This is a genomic window from Ekhidna sp. ABH4_415 (assembly GCF_056161305.1).
The window spans coordinates 68,556-83,870 of the sequence record NZ_JBSWYW010000002.1; the positions used below are offsets into that span (position 1 = coordinate 68,556).

A 15,315-nucleotide genomic window follows, 5' to 3' on the forward strand; every position below is an offset into this window, starting at 1 on the left:
GTTTTTGTTTAAAAGTCAATTCAAAATCTTAATATCATGTAGCCAAAGAATGTGAAAAGGTGTTCGTGCCTTAAAACCTGTAAACAAAAGCAGTCTGAATTAAGAACTCTTCTTGCGTGCCTTACCTTTGCCGTATGGAAAAATTAAATGTATTACCATGGCATGAACAAGCATTGTGGCTACTTGGTATTTTCCTGGGAGGCCTGATTTTAGGTCTTACCTTTTACTGGATAATCAAAAAAATACTGAGGGTTAGCCATTCCGAATTGAGTAAGGACCTGCCTCGTGTTAAGAATCCATTTGTTTTTGTCGTTATCGTTCTCTCCTTGCAGCTATGGCCTGAACTTTATTTTGAATCCAAAACACCTTTTATAAAGCAACTCTCTCAAATTGTAAATATCATGGCTGTCACATGGCTGTTGATTGGGATTGTGAAAGGGATTCGGGATTCAATAGTGAGGAGATATAAACAGGATGTTGGTAGTAGCCTGAAGATGAGAAAGCTCTTTACTCAGGTCAGGCTCTTCGAACGAATTGTGATTGTTATCATCATCATCCTGGCCATTGCACTGATATTAATGACTTTCGATAGCATCAGAAGGGTAGGAGTAAGCATTCTTACTTCAGCAGGAATTGCGGGTGTGATTATTGGTCTGGCTGCTCAGCGTTTGATTGCAAACCTGTTGGCTGGGTTTCAGTTAGCCATAACTCAACCCATTCGCTTAGGGGATGTAGTGATTGTGGAAGGGGAGTGGGGGACGATTCATGAAATGACCCTGACCTATGTTGTGGTGGCAATCTGGGACAAAAGAATGCTTGTAGTGCCATCTACTTACTTTATTGAAAAGCCTTTTCAAAACTGGACTAGAAAGAGTGGTGATATGCTTGGTACTGTGTACCTATATGTTGACTATCATTTGCCTTTAGAACCAGTGAGGAAGGAGCTCAAAAGAATTGTAAAAGATAATCCTATGTGGGATGGAGAGACAGCTAATATTCAGGTGACGGGAAGTACTGAGAAGGCGATGGAGATTCGTGCACTAATAGGTGCAGATAATGCAAATGATGCATGGAGTCTCCGCGTACATGTAAGGGAAAAGCTTATTGAGTTTTTGCAAAGGGAGTTTCCTGAAATGTTACCAAAGAGTCGGGTAACGCTAGAGAAAGATGGGTGAGCTATCTATCCAACCACTCTTTAAAGGCCTTAACCTTTTCCCTGCTCACAATCACTTGTTCATCAAATTCAGGCTTCAAAGTAAGTATTAGTCGATTGTTGAAATACGAATCGATGGAGTTTATGTATTTATCACAAACCATCATGTGCCGGTTAATCCGAAAAAAATCTTCAGGGTTTAGCATGGTTTGTAATTCATCAAGTGAGTGATCGGTGATCAGGCTGTCACCTTTCAATGTCTTTAGATAAGTGGTGCTGGACTCGCTGTAGAAATAGGCTATTTCTTCAATAGGAATGGACTGATACTTATGACCAATTTTGATTAGGAATTTTTTCTTGAAGCCAGTTTTAATATGATCTCTTAGAGAATCAACAGCTGCACTTATGTCACTTTGAGCGTGTACTTTTTTTAATTTCTCTACTGCCGCTACCAAATCTTCTGATTTCACTGGCTTTAGCAGGTAGTCCACGCTATTGTACCTGAAAGCATCCAAAACATACTTATCAAAAGCAGTAGTGAATATTACTCTGGGATATGACGAAAGAGCATTTAGAATGTCAAATCCAGTGCCGTCACCAAGCTGAATATCTAAGAAAAGAAGGTCAGGTGTTTCATTTTCTTTGAGCCACTGAATCGCAGACTTTACTGAATAGAAAGTGCTTTGCACCCGTATGCTTGTGTGCTCATTCACCAGTTTTTCCAGCCTACTGGCCGAAAGCTCTTCGTCCTCTATGATGATGGCATTCATGACCGTGCAAGGGGTAATCTTACCTGAAATGTCTGCTCATTATCCAGAATTTCCAAGGCTCTGCCGGCAGAAAGCATTAGTCTTTTTGAAAGATTCTTCAAACCAATCTGAGTACTACTGGTTAGGTGTTCTTTTTTCCTCTTTTCATTTTCTACGACTATCGCCTTTTGGCCATCATTCTTCAAAATTATATGTAAAGGTTCATCAATAGAGAACGAATTGTGCTTAACCGCATTTTCAATCAATACCTGAATAGACATGGGAGGTATTAAAATTTCTTTGGATGGCAAATCCAGGTGTTTGTGTACAACTATTGCCGAACGATGGCGCATCGAGAGAAGGAAAGTGTAACTATCAATAAAAGACAGTTCTTCCTCCAGTGTAACTACCGTCTTCTCATCGTTTTCAAGAATGTAGCGATACATATCTGAAAGCTTCGAGATAAATTTTACAGCCGTTTTAGAATCATCTTCTACAAGTGAGGTGAGCACACTGAAGCTATTGAAAAGGAAATGGGGATTGACCTGATTTTTGAGACTTTCCAGCTTGGCAGCTGCTAGCTCTTTTTGAATTTGCTCTTTTTCCCTGGCGTTTTTTATCGCATTCCTTACGTATAAATTAATGATCTCATATGCGATTATTAATAATGAAATGACAAATCCCTGTGCAGTATTGATCAGAAAGCTTCCATAATAATGCTCCGGACAGCAACTAATGTATTGAAGGATGTTATCATAAATGTATGCAAACAAAAACACCAAAGGCAACATCAAAAGTGTTGCCTTTGTAGAAAGGATATATAACCCTTTGTTAGAATTTATGCCGGTTGTATTACTTGTTGCACGAATGTAGCGAGCAACTATTTCCCATAGCGCGAGAATTACGATAACAGTGTAGACCAATGATATTGAAGTACCTAGATCCCAATGAAATAACTCACCTCTGAAGTCATCTCTGGTCAACTTAAAAAATAAGAAGACAAATACACCAATCGTTAGCCTATACCAATATTTCATTAAGCAAATTTACTCTCCATCTTTGGATGCTACTGCCTTTGATGGAGTAACATTGAAGGAAAGTGTAGTGCCAACTACTTTTTGTGTACCTGTGCTTCTTGCAGAAACAGTGGTTGTATATTGACCTGTTTCCACATCTTTGGCAGAAACGGTAATAATGTAATGATCCTGGTCATTTTCGTCCTGAGCTATTTCGAAGGTAAGTCCGGAGCTGGAAATCAGTTTGGGTTCCAGAAATGTGGCTCTTTTGGCAAATCGAGACCTTACTAACCAAAGATCGAATGTTGTTTCACTGTCGGTATCTACCGAGATTGTATAATCATTTGCATAGATCTTGGCGCCTTTTTTGGGCAACTCAAAATCTTGGGCCATGGCAATTGTGCCTAAAAGTATAAATAGAATGATAGTGACGTGCTTTTTCATAATCGTGTCTTTTGGTTTCTTATTACAAATGACACGAGTATTTATCGCTTTTGTCGCACAGATGGACCTGGAACGTATGATATTCTTTTGAAATGGGATTTCCTCTTGTTGAATTGTGGAGGTAGACTTACTCCGAACACTGTTCGTTGTATAACTTAACGATTTCTGACCGATAAGAGTACTTCAACTCTTTTTTTTCAATTTTTTCTGAGACCATTTTACACAGGAGCGCTTCTGATCAGCAATAATGTTTAACTTTTAAATTAAAATATTAAACAAAATAAAAAAACAGAGGGTTACTAAGCTATAATTTAAAAGTTGAAGAACTATGAATACAACATTAGCCGCAACCCTTCAATCGGGTGATTATGTAGGGTTTACCTTCTTTATTGGCAGTATGGCCATGTTAGCAGCGACCGTCTTTTTCTTTCTGGAGATGAAAAGTGTAGACGGAAAATGGAGAACTTCTCTCTTAGTGTCAGGACTGATTACGTTTATTGCAGCCGTGCATTATTATTACATGCGTGACTATTGGGTGCAAAATGGGGCCTCACCAACAGAATTTAGATATATCGACTGGATTTTGACAGTGCCCTTGATGTGTGTGGAGTTTTACTTGATCCTCAAAGCATTCGGAGCTAAAATCGGATTGCTTTGGAAAATGATCTTTTACTCTGTATTCATGCTAGTGACCGGATACCTAGGTGAGACGGTATTCAGAGATAGTAGTGCTATTTGGGGAGCTATTTCTACCCTGGGATACTTAGGTATCTTTTATGAAGTATGGTTTGGATCGGCAAAACAATTATCTAAAAGTTCCAATGATCCGATTTTACAAAAAGCATTCAATACGCTGGCCTGGTTTATTTTGGTTGGGTGGGCAATCTATCCAATCGGGTATATGGCTATCGAAACGGATGGTTTATTGAGTGGCGTACTTTCTCCAAACTCACTGGATATCATCTACAATATTGGTGACGCCATCAACAAAATTGGATTCGGTTTAGTAATATATAGTCTTGCTGTAAGCCAGTCTTCTAAAAAGGCGACAGCTTAAAGCAAATTTGAGCGGAGTGTGATTGCATTCCGCTCTTATTTATCCATGGTTAGGATTATTCAATACGGAACTGTCTTTGTACTTACGGTCAATTTTCTTGTCTGGGACTTGTCTCCGCAGTTTGTCAATGCTTTTTGCTTAATCTTAATACTCATTTTTGGTATACCTCATGGTGCAGTAGATCATCGCATTCACCTTTCCACTTCCTCTGATACCAGTGTCATCAGGTATGTCATACAGTATGTTCTAATAGCAGGGGGTTACATCCTTTGGTGGTTGCTGGATCCTACCAAAGCACTTCTCATGTTTATCCTTTTGTCTTCTTATCATTTTGGTCAGGAGTTATTAGAGGATCACGACATAAAAAGCTCCAGTTTACTAATTCGAATGATCTGGGGTTTGACAATTTTGGTCGCTCCCATGTTTTACCACCTTCAAGAGATCATACCTTACTTATCCGTTGTGATCCAGGGAGAAATATTCAGCATGGGCAACTGGAGGTTTGTTACATCAGCATTGATTCTATTATCGGCACTTGGAAGCTTGGTTTTCCTCTATCGAAAAGGAACAAGTATCCGTAAAATCATTCGACTGTTCATTTTCTTATTGTTTATTGTGATCAGTCACATGCTAATGCCTTTTGTCTTGGCATTTACCCTCTACTTTGTTCTATTTCACTCATTAAATGCATTTAGACACCAATATTTATGGCTTAGAAGAGAAATAAACCATTACAATATAGGTAGGTTTATATCTGATTTAGTAGGGTTTAGCCTACTGGCCATTCTAGGGATTCTCGCTTTACTATGGTTTGTAAAACCGGAAAATCAGACAAGTCTGATAACTTATTTCTTTATCCTGATTTCATTGATTACACTACCACACGCGATTACTTTAGATCAATTCTACCGTTACAAAAGCAAACCTAAGCTTCGAACGAATTAAAATATATCCTTTCCATTTCTTACTTTTCTCTAATGAAAAGAGATGAAGCCAGAGAGATACTGCATTCTATGACTGAGGGTGACAGTCTTTTAAGACACGCACGAACAGTGGAACTTGTAATGGAAGCCTACGCTGAAAAGTTTGGTGAAGACACGGAGGAGTGGGCCATTGCCGGAATGCTGCATGATGCGGACTATGAAAAATATCCTGATGAACATCCCAATCGAATTGTAGCGCTTTTGCGCGAAAAGGGAGAGGAAAAGATTGCGCATGCAATATCAGCACATTACACAAAATGGAATGTTCCTTACGAAACAACCTTGGATAAGGCTCTTTTAGCGTGCGATGAGTTGACTGGATTTATTGTAGCCTGCTGTCAGGTTCGGCCGGAAGGGATCGAAACGCTCGCAGCAAAATCAGTTAAGAAAAAACTAAAACAGAAGAGCTTTGCAGCTAAGGTTGAGCGAGAGGAGATAGTGGCTGGTGTTGAGATGTTAGGTGTGGATATGACCGAACACATTAACTTTATTATTGAAGTACTGAAAAAGCATAAAGAAGAGCTAAACATCTAAAACACACTGTTATGAAAAAGAAATTGTTAATCGGGCTGTTGGTATTAGTTGTAATACTTATCGCCTTATACGCTTACTTGAATAATCGCAATCGGACTCTGAGCCCTCCCGGTCAAACGGAGCTGATATCCAATGGCGATACAGTCATCGTAAATTATTCACGACCTTCTGTTCGTGATCGACTTATTTTTGGGGAAGAAGAGGAAGGAGCACTACAACCATATGGTGTCTACTGGAGGTTAGGTGCCAATGAACCTACAGATATGACTGTGAGTTATGATTTTCTTTTTGGAAATAAGGAAATAGATGCTGGCCAATATGTGATCTATGCGATTCCAAGGAAAGGGGAAATGGAGCTACGGCTAAACTCGGATCTTCGATTTTGGGGCTACACAGAGCCTGATTATTCTCAAGATTTAGCAACAGCAATTGTAAGGGTAAATCCAAGTGATCATACAGAACAGTTTACCATAGAAGCACAACCTGATTCTATAGGTACTCGGTTAGTGTTCTTCTGGGATAAGTATCAGTGGGAACTGCTCTTGGAAAAACAATAAAAAGAAAAGGCCATCGATCGATGGCCTTTTTCTTTTTATTAAAAATCGTACTGAATAGTCACCTGCAAACTAGGATGACGCTCCACTATACCGCCGGCACTAGCATGTTGGTGAAGGTAGGCCAGTTGAATGTTTCCGTTTCCAACATTTTTTCCTACGCCAAGGTAAATCCAGTTTTGATTGTAAGTTGCTTGTCTGAAGTTGCTATCTGCGGATACCCACAACTCATCAAATATATGGATGAAGTAATCTTCTGAAATTGGTTTTCTAAGCGTAAGACGATACCTGAATCGATTACTGAAATTGAATCCGTCTTTAGTAACCTCGCCGGTCGTAAGATTTTGAGCCAAATTCTGCTGAAACCTATGCTCCATTCTATAGCGGTGTGACAGAGTAGTTTTCCCAAGATTTTGATTCACTGTCACCTGCTCCCAAAAATTGTGCTCCGATAGCTTTGCGGGCAAGGGATATTTGCCATATGGTTCCGTTTCAATGTATGAGTATCCGGCGCTGTAGATTACACTTTCCCCGGGTTTAAAATTCACAAAAGGTCGTAGAATAAATTGCTTTTGATCACTAAACCAATCGGTACGTCGGATATGAAGCTCATTCCCAACCGTCCATTTCTCGTTGATTTCATAATGATTTAGCATAAGAAACCAGAATTCCGGATCCCCGTGAATGTCGTCCTGAGCATTGATAGTGAAACTAGTGATGGATGCAAGTATAAGCAGTAGAGCGATTCGTTTCATAAATTCCAATTTTGCGGCAAATCTATAAATTATAGACTAGCAATCAATCGTTCCCAAATCTTCTCTATCCAGTCCTCATGCTCAGGCTTCATCATTGAAGAACGAAGGCATATCAGAAATTCGGAATCAATTTCAAAATCAGGATTTGAGAATTTTTCAGTTGGGTATTTATAGAGTGACAGATATAGTTGGTTTTTCTCAGCTCTTTTGAAAAGAGCTTGAGCAGCTTTTGACATATCACTGGTTTTATCACCCTTTAGTGTCCAGGTAACAATATCTGTTTCGGGCTTTACCAGAGGGAAAAAAAGATCACTTTTAGAAAGTTTCTCGTAAAGTTTCAATGCTGCACTTCTTGACTTTTCCAGGTCATTGGCAAAGTGCCCATTTACCACTGGTGGCATCAATTGATGAGTAGCCCAAAGAGCTACGGCAGAGGCACCAGCGCGCGAACACTCCAGACTTATTTCTCCTAAATGCAATTCTTCAGATGTGAAGTAGGTATAGGGCGAATCATGAATATAGTACTTAGCTACTTCTGGGTTTTTGAAAATTACACATCCACAACCGTACGGCTGAAGCCCTTGTTTGTGTGGGTCGATAACAATGCTATCCACCCGATCAATAACTGAATATTTGCTTTTGGTATGTTCTTCAAGGTTTGCCAATAGCTTGAAGTAACCGCCATATGCTGCATCTGCATGAATTCTGAAATTGTATTTTGTTTGCAGCTCTAAAATTTTGTCTAAAGGATCGACCGCCCCAAGCCCGGTGGTACCCATGGTGCCAACCACAGTTCCCACGTCACCTTTTTTCAATTTTTCCTCAAGTGCTGCAAGATCAATTCTCCCCTGATGGTCGGTGGCAACTTTGTCAAAATTAAGCTTCAATACTTCCGAAATTCGCTCGTGCGTATAATGAGCCTGATCCGAAGCAATGATCTTTTTGCCCGGGTGAATCTTGCCTGAAACCCATAGGGCTTCCAGATTGGCCATGGTGCCTCCTCCGGTTAAGTGACCAAGGTGCTCATTCCAACCAAACATCTTAGCCAGGTCAGCAACCACCTCTTTTTCCATTGGCGAGCTGGCTTTGCTACCATCCATGGCATGGTTATTCGGGTTGATCCAAATAGCCATCATATAAGCTGCCTTGGCAATAGGGTGTGGAGGTTTTAACATCTGTCCTGCGAAGAGTGGATGAAAATAGGGATAGTTATCCTGCATTCGCTCAGCAGCTTTTAAGATCACCTCTTCCATTTTTTGATAATCATGTGAAGTGTTGAAATCCGGCAGATCAAATCCGGATTCTAACTTTTCGATTGCTTTCGAAAGCAGCTGTATAGATTCTTTTTCCAATTTCATTCCGTCAAAATTTGCGTCATCGCGAGCTTGCGAAGCGATCTTAAAGACAAGATTGCTTCATTCGTCCCTGCCTTTGCCGGCAGGTAGGCTCATTCGCAATGACGGTGTAAATTACCCCTCAATCCACTCCACTTTATCTTCAATCGGTTTCTTTTGCACGATTCGATCAGAAGGTTTGCAATAGCCCATATAAAAAAAGCCGATACACGTTTCGTTTTCCTGCAAGTGCACGTGCTCACCTAAAAATTTGCAAAGAGCAGGACTGCTCCAATACCCACCTAATTTATATTGATCCAAGGCAAGCCAGATATTTTGCACTGCGCATGCCACAGCAGCAACTTCTTCCCATTCAGGGACTCGCTCAGCAGGGTCACGATGCATTATTATGGCTAAAACAGCTCCTGACTGGGTGGGCTTCATTTGAATCTTCTTGACTTTGGAGGGATCAGCGTTTGACGTGATTTCCTGATATTTCTTTGATAGAAACTCACCCAATTTCGATTTAGCCTCACCGGTGAAAATCTTGAAACGCCATGGTTCTGTAAGTCTGTGAGTAGGCGCGTGGTTGGCATTGAGCAGAAGCTCTTTCAGAATTTCTCTGGGGATGGGCTTATCAATATATTGCACAGGGTATACTGATCGGCGCTTGCGGATGATTGCATTTATTTCACTCACTATTGAAAACTGTTTAAATGACTAAATCACAGAACGTTTTAATTACTGGTGTTTCCACCGGTATCGGATATGAACTGGCAAAGATATTTGTTGAAAAAGGATATAATGTATTTGGGAGTGTAAGAAAACAAGCTGATGCCGATCGTTTGTCAGGCGAATTGGGAGAACATTTTCATCCGATGATTTTTGATGTGACTGACTTTGAAGCCATTGAGAAAACTGCCAAATGGCTGGAAGGGGAGATTGGTAATGAGGGGTTAGGATGCCTGGTGAACAATGCAGGGGTGGCCGTAGGAGGACCTTTTATAGATCTAAAGATCGAGGACTTCAGACAACAATTTGAAGTCAATGTTTTTGGTTTGATAAAAGTTACACAGGCATTTCTGCCACTATTGGGTGCAAGAGAAAATCATTCTACTGCTCCTGGAAAGATGATGCAGATTTCTTCTGTGTCCGGAAGAATGGGGATGCCTTTTGTTTCGCCTTATGTAGGGTCGAAGCATGCAGTAGAGGGCATTACCGAAAGTCTGAGGAAGGAACTGCTTATGTACGGAATTGATGTAGTATTAATAGAGCCAGGACCTATCAAAACACCTATTTGGGAAAAGTCAATGGAACCTTTATTCGATAAATTTAAAGATTCTGTATACCTGCCGATCATGAAAAAATCGCATGAAAAGTTCATGGGGCCCTCTGTAGAAAAGGCTTTGCCAGCTGGCGCAGCAGCGAAAATTATTTTTAAAGAGTTTGAAAAGAAAAAATCGAAGGCTCGTAGAATTATCATAGCACAGAAGTTTAAGAACTGGACATTGCCGAGCCTATTGCCAACACGAACACTGGACAAAATTCTCGGAAAAGCACTAGGACTTATTAAATAGCTTTTAGTAAAACAGTTTAGCTTTAGATTATGAAATTTGGCAGTGTAGACAATCCAGAAGAAATTGATTTTTCCTTACCTGACGATCACCACGATACGGAAAAAGTCCTTTCAAGAGGCAAAGGACTGAAAAGTGTGTTTGTTGGCTGTGCAAAATGGAACCGACAAGACTTAAAAAAATTCTATCCACGAGGGACCAAAGATGAGCTGGAGTATTATTCGACTCAGTTTAATTCGATAGAGTTAAATGCTACATTTTACAATCATTTTAAAGTAGAACAAATAGAACAGTGGGCAAATCGGACTCCTAAAGAGTTTAAATTTTTCCCAAAGGTTCACAGGATGGTGAGTCACATTAAGCGACTGAATGAAGTTGAGGAACCGATTGAACGATATACGACTAATATTCGAGCTTTTGGGGATAAACTAGGCATGTGTTTTTTGCAGCTTCATGATAATTTCAAGCCGAAGAACATGGATCGGCTCATAACAGCTGTAGAGTACTGGCCAAAAGATATTCCATTGGCAATAGAGCTTAGAAACACGGAGTGGTTTAACGATGCGGAAGTGGCCAATGAAGTGTATGCACTTTTTGAAAAGCACAACATTTCTAATATTGTGACCGATACGGCAGGAAGGAGAGATCTGCTGCACATGCGTCTAACCACCCCATCTGTATTTGTCAGGTATGTTGGAGCCAACCATGAGAGCGATTATTCACGTTTGGATGTGTGGTTAGAAAGGGTTAAAAGATGGGCAGATCAGGGGATGGAAAATCTGTACTTTTTTGTTCATCAAAATCTGGAAAAAGAATCTCCTGTGCTTTCTGCTTACTTCATCGAGAAACTGAATAAGGAATTAGAGTTAGATCTTACGATTCCGGTTGGTCAAGGGTAAAAAATCCCGATGAAGTGCCGGGATTTTCTGAGTTTTCTAATGGTCATCTACCGTCCCCACGACGATCTCTTCTCCGGTCTTTCCTTTTTTTGACGTTTTCTCGAACTTCCTTCTTGATGACTTCTAGTTCTGCTAGCTGATCATCGTTCAAAATCTTTGCCATCTCTTCTTCCTGTTTCTCTATGATATCGGCGTGAGCCCTCATCTTTTCACTCCTTTTCATGGATTCATCTTTTCGAATGGCCTCTAACTCAGGCTTAATCGATTCTCGCATTGCTTTCAGTTCGGCAATCTGATCATCAGATAGGTCAAGTCGGTCTTTATACTCTTCAATCTTAACCTCAACCTTTTCTCTCATTTGCTCCATTTTGCCCTGGGCAAAAAGAGTATTTGCGGCTACTAATAGCCCAATAATTAATATAAGTTTTTGCATCATCTAAAGTTTTCTTGATACTTAGATGATATTAATAATAGAAGGTTTAATCAGATAAGAAATTTTTTACTCGAATCTCAAATGCTTAACAGATTCCCCGGAACTACTCAATTCCATCAATGAGTCAATCCCTATCTCCAGATGATTTGAAACAAACTGCGCTGTTACTTTCTGATCACTTTTGGAAGTCTTCACCCCCTCAGGAGTCATCGGGTTATCAGAAACAAGTAACAGCGCTCCCCTTGGTATTTTGTTTGCAAAGCCTACGGTAAAAAGGGTGGCCGTCTCCATATCAATGGCGGAGGCACGAATCTCTTTCAGGTAATTCTTAAAGTCTTCATCATGTTCCCACACTCTTCTGTTGGTCGTGAATACCGTGCCCGTCCAGTAATCAAATCCTTTTGCTTTGATGACGTGAGATACCGCTCGCTGCAAACGGAAAGATGGAAGCGCTGGGATTTCCTGAGGCATGTAATCGTCAGATGCTCCCTCACCACGAATTGCCGCAATTGGGAGGATGAGATCACCCAGCTGATTTTGCTTTTTCAGTCCGCCGCATTTTCCAAGAAAGAGTACAGCTTTTGGCATAATGGCGGATAAAAGATCCATTACTGTTGCCGCCATGGCACTACCCATTCCAAAATTGATAATGGTAATATCATCATGGGTGGCTGTCTGCATGGCTCGCTTTCTTCCTTTAACCTTTACATTAAACTTCTCCGCGAAGAGGTCAACATAGTTTTGAAAGTTGGTGAGCAGAATGTACTTACCAAACTCATCTAACTCTGTGCCGGTGTACCTGGGCAACCAGTCGTCTACGATTTCATCTTTTGTTTTCATCTATGGCAAAAATAGTCTAATCATGTATCTAGCTGAAACGATTTACCTGATCAATAGATGTAGAAAATACCCCTATATAGGTATTGAATCAAAGTGAACTCATTCTTTTATTTGATGATCACTAAAATCTAATACCATGAAAAGAAGCTTATTATTTCCTGTTTTATTCTTATTATTTCTCTTGGCAAACGCACAGGATGCCATGTGGGATATTTCATTTTTTAGCATTGATTTTAAAAACACCAACAATCTTGGAGCGTACGAAGATAAAGGTCCAACTACCTTCGCATTTGAACCTTTTGGTGTTTATCGTTTTGCTGAAGTAGATGATTTGGATGGTGACTTTGTTCATGGCTGGATTGCAAGGTCATCCTTTACAGCGGTGGTTACCGAAAATGCACCAAATAGTCCTTCTTTTTCCTCCTATGTTATGGGGCTAAACTTAGGTGGTGGGTATGGAATTAACTCCGAGAAGCTAGGAGTTTTCGCAACCCTAAATCATGGATTATTTTATTTTTTTGGATCTGAGGTAGGGGGAGAGTCATTCAGTGATTCTGAAATTTTCCCAAAGGATTCATTCTTCTTTCGTTTGAATGCCAACTGGCGCCCGTTTTATGAATCTGCAGATAGTAAGGGTAAAACTCTGGCATGGGGTATTCATGCGTCTCTTGACTTTCCTCAAGGTGGAGGTAATGCATTTATGTTGGGATTTAACATAACTCCGATATACTAAAATCCATTATTTCAGATGGTTAGGCATTTTCTGATTTTCTTAGAAAATGCTTAACTTAAAGTTATGGATTCACCGCCAAACAAAGTTTGCGTCATCACCGGTGCAGCACACGGGATTGGTGCAGCCACCGCCCGCTTAATGAGCCTCCACGGAGGTATGAATGTCGTCTTGTCTGATCAGGATAAAGAAGCTGCTGATGAATTAATGCATCATTTAAACACTATTCGTCCACAATCGTGTATTGCCCTTGCTACCGACGTGTCAGATCCGAAACGGATGTTTCAGTTAATGAAGGCCGCATATGATCGATTTGAACGCCTGGATGTGTTGGTCAATAATGCAGGTATCTGGCCACAAAAAGTAGCGCGTACAGCAGATACTGATATTGAAGATTGGAACAAAGTAATCGGGGTAAATCAGAGTGGCGTCTATTATGGGATGAAGTATGCCATTCCTTATATGGTTGAGCAAGGGGGTGGTTTAATTGTGAATGTGGCATCCCTTGCAGGGCTCAAAGCATCACCCAATCTTATTTCTTATGCTGCAAGTAAATATGCCGTAGTAGGTATGACGAAAACAGCTGCCCTTGAATATGGTAAAAAAAATATTCGAATTAATGCTGTGTGTCCGGGATATACAGATACTCAGTACATGAATCAGCTTCATGCTACCAAGCCGGAATTAAAAAATCGCTTGCTAAAAGCCACCCCTCTGAGTAGGTATGCCAAAATCGATGAAATCGCTGATGCGATCTATTGGCTCTGTTCGGATCAAGCTAATTTCATTACTGGACAGACGCTGACCATTGATGGGGGAATTGGATTGTAAGATACATTTGGGTGAAATTATCTTGCTAATTCGAGGTAAGTCTTTTTCCCTAATTCTCATCGATAACCGATTAAATTAGCTTTATAAAATACGTCTATGAGAATTATCATCTTTTTACTATCCGGCTTATTGGCGCTTAAATCAATTGGCCAGGACGAGAAACTTGTTGCTGCTGGAGTACTTCCCTATACTGTCATAGACGATACAGTATATTTATTACTTGGCTATGACGAAGACAAACCCGGATGGACGGATTTTGGTGGTAGTAGAGAAATAGTTGGAAGTCTGGATAATGAGAAGAGGCTGGAAACTCCTAGGGAAATTGCAGTAAGAGAGTTTTTTGAAGAATGTAGAATGGTATATGAAAAGCAGGAGATTGATCTTAATTTCAGGCCGGAAGCTTACATTACAGCTGTGAATGGAGTTTATCGTAGCTATGTTGTTTACATACCTTACAAATCACGCCAGGAGATCAGGGAGGCATTGATACCCGTTGATGATAAGTTTGACATTTTCAATGAAAAGAAAGATTTCTATTGGATCACATTAGAAGAGCTAAAGTCAGTGATTCGTTCAGGGGAAAAATCGCTTTCAAATTCACCCAATCAGGGTATTATTTATAAGCATTTTTACAACACGCTAAATAAGGTGCTTCAGGATGATCAGGTAGATTATCTGTTTGCGAAGAAAGATTAAGTTTCAAGTTTTACCCTCTGTGAGGGTTTAAATCACAAACTAATACAAACAAAAAAGGGCCAAAAGGGCCATTTTTATATTTGTGGAGTTGGAGAGGGCCGAACGTTAAGAAATGAACCAATGAATCGATTTAGTGAAGGGGCAGGTTGTAGGGGAGCCCCGAAGACGGGATTACTCGTACGCACAACCATGCAGCACATCCCCTCGTGATCTTGCTCTGGTGAGCAAGATTCGAACCGTTCTACTCGGGTTCGAAATCACAAACCAATACAAATAAAAATGGCCCGGAGTGGGCCATTTTATTTGTGGAGTCGGAGGGATTCGAACCCTCGTCCAGCTAAGGAAACCATAAACCTTCTACATGCTTAGTCATTCTTGTTTTATCTCGTGCCTACAGCTGGTGAACAACAACCTACTGTAAGAACCAGTCGCTTAATTTCACCCATGGTCCACGACACTACCACAGACTATTCCTTATTATGACACCCTAAAATCCATTCTCAAGGACAAAGAACAGTAGGATGTGGCCCGGGAACTCTTATGAGCTCAACCGATTATGCCTGTTAATTTCGACTTTACGTCAGAAATTAGGCTGCCATAGCGTAGTTAGACTCGCCAATTATAATTGTGAATGAATTGATCACGCGTGCTCATTCAACACCCGGCATGCTAGCGTATGCTTTGCACTTCCTGTCGATTCCAGTCGACCCCATAAAAGAAAGAACAAATTCCA

18 protein-coding genes and 1 other RNA gene are annotated in these 15,315 nt (G+C 40.4%); 10 read left to right on the forward strand and 9 right to left on the reverse strand.

Annotated features, from left to right (window positions below; all coding sequences use genetic code 11):
* Positions 1 to 134: 134 nt before the first annotated feature.
* Positions 135 to 1,175 carry a mechanosensitive ion channel family protein gene (locus ACXAH9_RS03280; protein WP_474893436.1) on the forward strand — a complete coding sequence of 347 codons (1,041 nt, stop codon included), beginning with the start codon at positions 135 to 137 and terminating at the stop codon, positions 1,173 to 1,175.
* 1 nt (position 1,176) lies between these two features.
* On the opposite strand, the gene ACXAH9_RS03285 is transcribed toward ACXAH9_RS03280, so the two are convergent.
* Genes ACXAH9_RS03285 through ACXAH9_RS03295 form a run of 3 tightly spaced genes read right to left on the reverse strand, consistent with a single transcriptional unit; the run spans position 1,177 to position 3,362 of the window.
* Positions 1,177 to 1,923, reverse strand: a complete 747-nt coding sequence (locus ACXAH9_RS03285) for a LytR/AlgR family response regulator transcription factor (RefSeq protein WP_474893437.1) — start codon at positions 1,921 to 1,923, stop codon at positions 1,177 to 1,179.
* Positions 1,920 to 2,939: a sensor histidine kinase gene (locus ACXAH9_RS03290; RefSeq protein ID WP_474893438.1), complete on the reverse strand. Its 1,020-nt coding sequence runs from the start codon at positions 2,937 to 2,939 to the stop codon at positions 1,920 to 1,922. The genes ACXAH9_RS03285 and ACXAH9_RS03290 overlap by 4 nt, the downstream gene beginning before the upstream one ends.
* 9 nt (positions 2,940 to 2,948) lie before the next feature.
* Complete coding sequence (locus ACXAH9_RS03295) at positions 2,949 to 3,362, reverse strand: hypothetical protein (protein WP_474893439.1); 414 nt, start codon at positions 3,360 to 3,362, stop codon at positions 2,949 to 2,951.
* A gap of 328 nt (positions 3,363 to 3,690) precedes the next feature.
* On the opposite strand from ACXAH9_RS03295, the gene ACXAH9_RS03300 reads away from it, so the two are divergent.
* From ACXAH9_RS03300 to ACXAH9_RS03315, 4 genes are read left to right on the forward strand one after another with little or no spacing between them, the layout of a single operon-like run.
* Positions 3,691 to 4,419 carry a bacteriorhodopsin-like gene (locus ACXAH9_RS03300; protein ID WP_474893440.1) on the forward strand — a complete coding sequence of 243 codons (729 nt, stop codon included), beginning with the start codon at positions 3,691 to 3,693 and terminating at the stop codon, positions 4,417 to 4,419.
* An 18-nt stretch (positions 4,420 to 4,437) separates the two neighbouring features.
* Complete coding sequence (locus ACXAH9_RS03305; protein ID WP_474893441.1) at positions 4,438 to 5,364, forward strand: Brp/Blh family beta-carotene 15,15'-dioxygenase; 927 nt, start codon at positions 4,438 to 4,440, stop codon at positions 5,362 to 5,364.
* Between the two features lie 32 nt (positions 5,365 to 5,396).
* Positions 5,397 to 5,936 (forward strand): HD domain-containing protein, encoded by a 540-nt coding sequence (locus ACXAH9_RS03310; protein WP_474893442.1) that lies wholly within the window; start codon positions 5,397 to 5,399, stop codon positions 5,934 to 5,936.
* Between the two features lie 11 nt (positions 5,937 to 5,947).
* Positions 5,948 to 6,493 (forward strand): DUF2911 domain-containing protein, encoded by a 546-nt coding sequence (locus tag ACXAH9_RS03315; RefSeq protein ID WP_474893443.1) that lies wholly within the window; start codon positions 5,948 to 5,950, stop codon positions 6,491 to 6,493.
* A gap of 38 nt (positions 6,494 to 6,531) precedes the next feature.
* Here the strand turns inward: ACXAH9_RS03315 and ACXAH9_RS03320 are convergent, their stop codons facing one another.
* From ACXAH9_RS03320 to ACXAH9_RS03330, 3 genes are all read right to left on the reverse strand, one after another.
* Complete coding sequence (locus ACXAH9_RS03320; RefSeq protein WP_474893444.1) at positions 6,532 to 7,245, reverse strand: DUF2490 domain-containing protein; 714 nt, start codon at positions 7,243 to 7,245, stop codon at positions 6,532 to 6,534.
* 29 nt (positions 7,246 to 7,274) lie between these two features.
* Entirely contained in the window at positions 7,275 to 8,603 is a 1,329-nt protein-coding gene (locus ACXAH9_RS03325) for a pyridoxal phosphate-dependent decarboxylase family protein (protein ID WP_474893445.1), read from the reverse strand.
* A 111-nt stretch (positions 8,604 to 8,714) separates the two neighbouring features.
* The gene (locus tag ACXAH9_RS03330) at positions 8,715 to 9,278 is read right to left on the reverse strand and encodes a nitroreductase family protein (RefSeq protein WP_474893446.1); all 564 of its coding nucleotides are present in this window, start codon (positions 9,276 to 9,278) and stop codon (positions 8,715 to 8,717) included.
* 17 nt (positions 9,279 to 9,295) lie between these two features.
* On the opposite strand from ACXAH9_RS03330, the gene ACXAH9_RS03335 reads away from it, so the two are divergent.
* Together ACXAH9_RS03335 and ACXAH9_RS03340 are read left to right on the forward strand one after the other, a co-directional pair.
* Complete coding sequence (locus tag ACXAH9_RS03335; RefSeq protein ID WP_474893447.1) at positions 9,296 to 10,156, forward strand: SDR family oxidoreductase; 861 nt, start codon at positions 9,296 to 9,298, stop codon at positions 10,154 to 10,156.
* Between the two features lie 29 nt (positions 10,157 to 10,185).
* Positions 10,186 to 11,052: a DUF72 domain-containing protein gene (locus ACXAH9_RS03340; protein ID WP_474893448.1), complete on the forward strand. Its 867-nt coding sequence runs from the start codon at positions 10,186 to 10,188 to the stop codon at positions 11,050 to 11,052.
* A 43-nt stretch (positions 11,053 to 11,095) separates the two neighbouring features.
* Here the strand turns inward: ACXAH9_RS03340 and ACXAH9_RS03345 are convergent, their stop codons facing one another.
* Positions 11,096 to 11,485 carry a hypothetical protein gene (locus ACXAH9_RS03345; protein WP_474893449.1) on the reverse strand — a complete coding sequence of 130 codons (390 nt, stop codon included), beginning with the start codon at positions 11,483 to 11,485 and terminating at the stop codon, positions 11,096 to 11,098.
* 66 nt (positions 11,486 to 11,551) lie between these two features.
* A complete protein-coding gene (locus ACXAH9_RS03350; RefSeq protein WP_474893450.1) occupies positions 11,552 to 12,325 on the reverse strand; it encodes an AMP nucleosidase in 774 nt (257 codons plus the stop codon).
* A gap of 136 nt (positions 12,326 to 12,461) precedes the next feature.
* Here ACXAH9_RS03350 and ACXAH9_RS03355 point away from each other — a divergent pair, with 136 nt between their 5' ends.
* From ACXAH9_RS03355 to ACXAH9_RS03365, 3 genes are all read left to right on the forward strand, one after another.
* A complete protein-coding gene (locus ACXAH9_RS03355) occupies positions 12,462 to 13,058 on the forward strand; it encodes a hypothetical protein (protein WP_474893451.1) in 597 nt (198 codons plus the stop codon).
* Between the two features lie 63 nt (positions 13,059 to 13,121).
* Positions 13,122 to 13,886 (forward strand): SDR family NAD(P)-dependent oxidoreductase, encoded by a 765-nt coding sequence (locus tag ACXAH9_RS03360; RefSeq protein WP_474893452.1) that lies wholly within the window; start codon positions 13,122 to 13,124, stop codon positions 13,884 to 13,886.
* Positions 13,887 to 13,982: 96 nt separating this feature from the next.
* Positions 13,983 to 14,582 carry an NUDIX hydrolase gene (locus ACXAH9_RS03365; protein ID WP_474893453.1) on the forward strand — a complete coding sequence of 200 codons (600 nt, stop codon included), beginning with the start codon at positions 13,983 to 13,985 and terminating at the stop codon, positions 14,580 to 14,582.
* A 303-nt stretch (positions 14,583 to 14,885) separates the two neighbouring features.
* Here ACXAH9_RS03365 and ssrA read toward each other — a convergent pair.
* Positions 14,886 to 15,293, reverse strand: a transfer-messenger RNA (tmRNA) gene (gene ssrA / locus ACXAH9_RS03370).
* Positions 15,294 to 15,315 lie beyond the last annotated feature (22 nt).

Bases quoted from the DNA above. Each gene is read 5' to 3' on its own strand.
- ACXAH9_RS03280 (WP_474893436.1), top strand. From the start codon at position 135: ATGGAAAAATTAAATGTATTACCATGGCATGAACAAGCATTGTGGCTA.
- ACXAH9_RS03285 (WP_474893437.1), bottom strand. From the start codon at position 1,923: ATGAATGCCATCATCATAGAGGACGAAGAGCTTTCGGCCAGTAGGCTG.
- ACXAH9_RS03290 (WP_474893438.1), bottom strand. From the start codon at position 2,939: ATGAAATATTGGTATAGGCTAACGATTGGTGTATTTGTCTTCTTATTT.
- ACXAH9_RS03295 (WP_474893439.1), bottom strand. From the start codon at position 3,362: ATGAAAAAGCACGTCACTATCATTCTATTTATACTTTTAGGCACAATT.
- ACXAH9_RS03300 (WP_474893440.1), top strand. From the start codon at position 3,691: ATGAATACAACATTAGCCGCAACCCTTCAATCGGGTGATTATGTAGGG.
- ACXAH9_RS03310 (WP_474893442.1), top strand. From the start codon at position 5,397: ATGAAAAGAGATGAAGCCAGAGAGATACTGCATTCTATGACTGAGGGT.
- ACXAH9_RS03315 (WP_474893443.1), top strand. From the start codon at position 5,948: ATGAAAAAGAAATTGTTAATCGGGCTGTTGGTATTAGTTGTAATACTT.
- ACXAH9_RS03320 (WP_474893444.1), bottom strand. From the start codon at position 7,245: ATGAAACGAATCGCTCTACTGCTTATACTTGCATCCATCACTAGTTTC.
- ACXAH9_RS03325 (WP_474893445.1), bottom strand. From the start codon at position 8,603: ATGAAATTGGAAAAAGAATCTATACAGCTGCTTTCGAAAGCAATCGAA.
- ACXAH9_RS03335 (WP_474893447.1), top strand. From the start codon at position 9,296: ATGACTAAATCACAGAACGTTTTAATTACTGGTGTTTCCACCGGTATC.
- ACXAH9_RS03340 (WP_474893448.1), top strand. From the start codon at position 10,186: ATGAAATTTGGCAGTGTAGACAATCCAGAAGAAATTGATTTTTCCTTA.
- ACXAH9_RS03345 (WP_474893449.1), bottom strand. From the start codon at position 11,485: ATGCAAAAACTTATATTAATTATTGGGCTATTAGTAGCCGCAAATACT.
- ACXAH9_RS03350 (WP_474893450.1), bottom strand. From the start codon at position 12,325: ATGAAAACAAAAGATGAAATCGTAGACGACTGGTTGCCCAGGTACACC.
- ACXAH9_RS03355 (WP_474893451.1), top strand. From the start codon at position 12,462: ATGAAAAGAAGCTTATTATTTCCTGTTTTATTCTTATTATTTCTCTTG.
- ACXAH9_RS03360 (WP_474893452.1), top strand. From the start codon at position 13,122: ATGGATTCACCGCCAAACAAAGTTTGCGTCATCACCGGTGCAGCACAC.
- ACXAH9_RS03365 (WP_474893453.1), top strand. From the start codon at position 13,983: ATGAGAATTATCATCTTTTTACTATCCGGCTTATTGGCGCTTAAATCA.